The 3993-nt window shown below is 59.4% G+C and carries 2 protein-coding genes and 2 pseudogenes; 3 read left to right on the top strand and 1 reads right to left on the bottom strand.

The features are described from left to right. The first annotated feature begins 193 nt into the window (after positions 1-193). Together HT737_RS20635 and HT737_RS20630 are read left to right on the top strand one after the other, a co-directional pair. Positions 194-1168 (top strand): D-glycerate dehydrogenase, encoded by a 975-nt coding sequence (locus HT737_RS20635; protein WP_086793842.1) that lies wholly within the window; start codon positions 194-196, stop codon positions 1166-1168. A gap of 148 nt (positions 1169-1316) precedes the next feature. Continuing rightward, the gene (locus tag HT737_RS20630; RefSeq protein WP_131671477.1) at positions 1317-1826 is read left to right on the top strand and encodes a DUF2165 family protein; all 510 of its coding nucleotides are present in this window, start codon (positions 1317-1319) and stop codon (positions 1824-1826) included. Positions 1827-1852: 26 nt separating this feature from the next. On the opposite strand, the pseudogene HT737_RS20625 reads toward HT737_RS20630, so the two are convergent. Further along, positions 1853-2756 (bottom strand): annotated as a pseudogene (locus HT737_RS20625) (DMT family transporter). 253 nt (positions 2757-3009) lie between these two features. Here HT737_RS20625 and HT737_RS20620 point away from each other — a divergent pair. Beyond that, positions 3010-3876: pseudogene (locus HT737_RS20620) on the top strand (helix-turn-helix domain-containing protein); the annotation flags it as partial. Positions 3877-3993: the final 117 nt, after the last annotated feature.

The following is a 3993-nucleotide window of genomic DNA, read 5'->3' as shown; positions in this document are numbered from 1 at the left end:
TTTTGGTTACTTTTTGGGCGTCTGCAAAAAGTGACTCGCCGTAAGGGCGAAACCGCCAGCCGCAACACCCGAAGCAACGGATAAACACCCAAAACCCCAGGAGCATGGTCGGCCCGGAGGCCGCCAAGACAAGCCAAACCCCACAAAGAAATGTTAGCGTGCTTGGTAATAAAGACAGCCGAGCCCAAGCCCAATGAAAAAAACAGTCCTGGCCTTCAGCCGCATCACCCCACCCATGATCGAACGCCTGCAACAGGAATTCGACGTCATCGTTCCCAACCCGAAGAACGGTGACATCAACGCCCAGTTCAACGAAGCCCTGCCCCACGCCCACGGCCTGATCGGCGTCGGCCGCAAACTCGGCAAAGCCCAACTCGAAACCGCCACAAAACTCGAAGTGGTCTCCAGCGTCTCCGTCGGCTACGACAACTACGACCTCGACTACTTCAATGAACGCGGAATCATGCTCACCAACACCCCGGACGTGCTCACCGAAAGCACCGCCGATCTCGCCTTCGCCCTGATCATGAGCAGCGCCCGCCGCGTCGCCGAACTCGATGCCTGGACCAAGGCCGGCCAGTGGCAAGCCAGCGTCGGCGCGCCATTGTTCGGCTGCGACGTCCACGGCAAGACCCTGGGCATCGTCGGCATGGGCAACATCGGCGCCGCCGTCGCCCGCCGTGGCCACTTCGGCTTCAACATGCCGATTATCTACAGCGGCAACAGCCGCAAGCCCGAACTGGAACAACAACTCGGCGCCCACTTTCGCAGCCTCGACCAGTTGCTCGCCGAAGCCGATTTCGTCTGCCTGGTGGTGCCGCTCAGCGACAAGACCCGCCACCTGATCAGCCATCGCGAACTGGGCCTGATGAAGCCGGGCGCGATCCTGGTCAACATCTCCCGTGGTCCGGTGGTCGACGAGCCGGCGCTGATCGAGGCGCTGCAGAACAATCGCATCCGTGGCGCCGGTCTGGACGTCTACGAAAAAGAACCGCTGGCCGAGTCCCCGCTGTTCCAGTTGAAAAATGCTGTGACATTGCCGCACATCGGCTCGGCCACCGGAGAAACCCGCGAAGCCATGGCCAATCGCGCGCTGGCCAACCTGCGCAGCGCCTTGATGGGCGAGCGTCCACAGGATCTGGTAAACCCGCAGGTCTGGCGCGGTTAAACAAAATCGGGCAAGTGCCAAAAGACACTTGCCCGACACGTTATGCACGCCCACATACTTTGCAATTCAACCCGACACCAAAACAATAGACCCCGCTATAAACTCTCCCGACATATCGAACCCTCGACAAATGTTATGGAGAACACACTTGAACGCTCTGACCATGGATAAAATTATCCGCTACAGCAAAGTCATACTGATGAGTTACTTCAGTTTTTTTGGCTTGCTGATGATGTTCAGCAATTTCACCGACTACGGTTCAAACTACGAATATGTCGCGCACGTCCTGAGCATGGACACGACCGAACACAACCCCAACCTGCGCTACCGCGCCATCACCTCGCCAACGCTGCACCACCGTATCTACTGGCTGATCATTACCCTGGAAGTCACTTTCAGCGCATTTTGCATGTTGGGTGTCTATCAATTACTCAAGAACATCAACGGCTCCAGCGAGGAATTTCATGAAGCCAAGAAGTTTTCGATCATTGGCCTTTTAATCGCTGTTTTCATCTACTACGTATGTTTTCAAGTTGTCGGTGTCGAATGGTTCGACATGGACACTTCAAACATCTGGAACGCCAAGGATTGGGCCCGACATATTGTCGACTTTATCTTGCCGCTGCTGATTTACATCGTGATAAAAGTCGAGCGCTGAACATCAGCGCTCGCACAGTGACAGGCTCAAGCCAACTTGCCCTGACGGGGCAATGCCACGGCACGGGGTTTGCGAAATACCAAGACGTTGCCAAGCATGACCAACACCAGGCCGAGCAGCGCCGGAGCCGTCCACTGGTAGCCTTCGGCAAACGCCGAAACGTTCAGCGCCACCACCGGGAACAACACTGTGCAATAGGCCGCGCGCTCCGGGCCCATGCGCCCGACCAGCGTCAGGTAGGCGGTGAAACCGATCACTGAACCCGGGATCACCAGATACAACAGCGCGCCGACGTAACGTGGCGACCAGTCCATGTCGAACGCAATGCCTTTGACCAGGCACCACACCGACAACATCGCCGCCCCGTAGGCCATGCCCCAGGCATTGGTGGTCAACGGTTTCAGACCGGCCTTCTGCTGCAGACTCGACAGCATGTTGCCCGCCGAGAAACACAGCGTGCCGCACAGGGCCAACGCCAGACCGAGCAAGGTCTGCGGACTGGCTTGATGGCCGGACAGTTCCGGCCAGAACAACATCCCCAGACCGAACAAACCGAGCCGCGCCCCCCATCAGCACATTGTGCGCAATGCGCTGACCGAAGAACACCCGCGCATTGAGCGCGTTCCACAAGGTGGCGGTGGAAAACACCACCGCCACCAGACCGCTGGGAATCCACTGGCTGGCCGTCAGAAAGCACATGAAGTTGACACAGAACAGGCACAGCCCCTGCGCCACGCAGATCAAATGACCACGGCGATTCATCGGTTGCAGGCGCCGGCTGAGCAGCAACAGCACGAACAGCACCAGCGCGGCGAGGCCGAAGCGATAGACGATCGACACCGGAATCGCCACCACTCCCAATTGCCATTTCAGGGCAATCCAGGTGGTGCCCCAGATCAGCACGGTCAGCAGATACAGCGAAAGGTTCATGACGAGACTCCTGAGGACACCGGACACTCTGTGGCGAGCGAGCTTGCTCGCGCCGGGCTGCGCAGCAGCTCCGTTCATGAGTGCTGCGCATTCGGCGGGAGCAAGCTGCCTCGCCACAGGGTTGTGTTGTATGGAGATTCAGGGTGCGGCAGCAACGATCGGGGCGCTTGCAGATTCTTGCGCTTTTGTCGCCCGACAGGCTGGCAGCGCCAAGGCTACGGAGTAGGATGCAAGGCGTTGGAGAGAACCGCACATGGCCGCTATCGATACCCTGCAAGTCTTTCAAGCCCTCAACCGCTCGCCGAACGCACGCCTTGTGCACAGCGCCGAGCTCGGTGACGGCTTGTCTGCGGCTTTGTGGACCAACCATCATGATGCCCAGGAATACGAAGCGCCGAGCCACCACACGCTGTCCTGCTACATCGCCGGTGGCACCGGTACCTTTCGGCGCGGGCACCCGGGGCACAAGGGCGGGCCGGACAAGTTGTGCATCCTGCCCGCCGATCACCAATCCGGCTGGGTGATCAACGGTGACATTCGCCTCGCTCACCTGTATTTCAGTGCCGAGCAATTTGCGTTGGGCTGCGTCACCTTGCTCGATCGCGAGCCGCGAGAAATGCAGTTGCGCGAGCAGACTTTTCTCGAAGATCCGCTACAGGCACAGCGCTTTCGGCAATTGCTCACGCTGAACTGGGACGAGCCGGCCGAACGTTTGCTGACCAGCAGCCTCGCTCACGAATTGATCAGCCATACCCTGCTCAGCCAGGTCGGCGCCCGTCAGGGTGTGCGCCTCAAGGGCGGATTGGCGCCCCACCAGCGCCGGCAGCTGGTGGAGTTCATCGACAGTCAATTGGCCGAACCGATCAGCCTCGGGCAACTGGCCGGTCTGTGTGCGTTGTCGGAATACCACTTTGCGCGGATGTTTCGCGTGAGCTTCGGCTTGCCGCCGCATCAGTACGTGCTGGCGCGACGCTTGACCCGGGCGCGGGAGTTACTGCGCGGGACGGCGTTGCCGCTGGGGGAAATTGCGCTGGCGTGCGGGTTTGCCAGTGCCAGTCATTTCACCAACCGGTTTCGCCAAGTGTTGGGTGGGACGCCGGGGGATTATCGGCAGGCGTTTTTTGCGTTAGAGGCGAATTTTTCAGGTGTCTGTCAGGGCCTTATCGCTGGCAAGCCAGCTCCCACAATGTCTCCGCCCGTTCAAGACGTCTGTGTCCCGACCGAGAACCTGTGGGAG

The organism is Pseudomonas sp. MD195_PC81_125, assembly GCF_014060985.1.
Taxonomy (GTDB): Bacteria; Pseudomonadota; Gammaproteobacteria; order Pseudomonadales; family Pseudomonadaceae; genus Aquipseudomonas; species Aquipseudomonas parakoreensis.
This window is presented reverse-complemented; position numbering and strand designations above follow the sequence as displayed.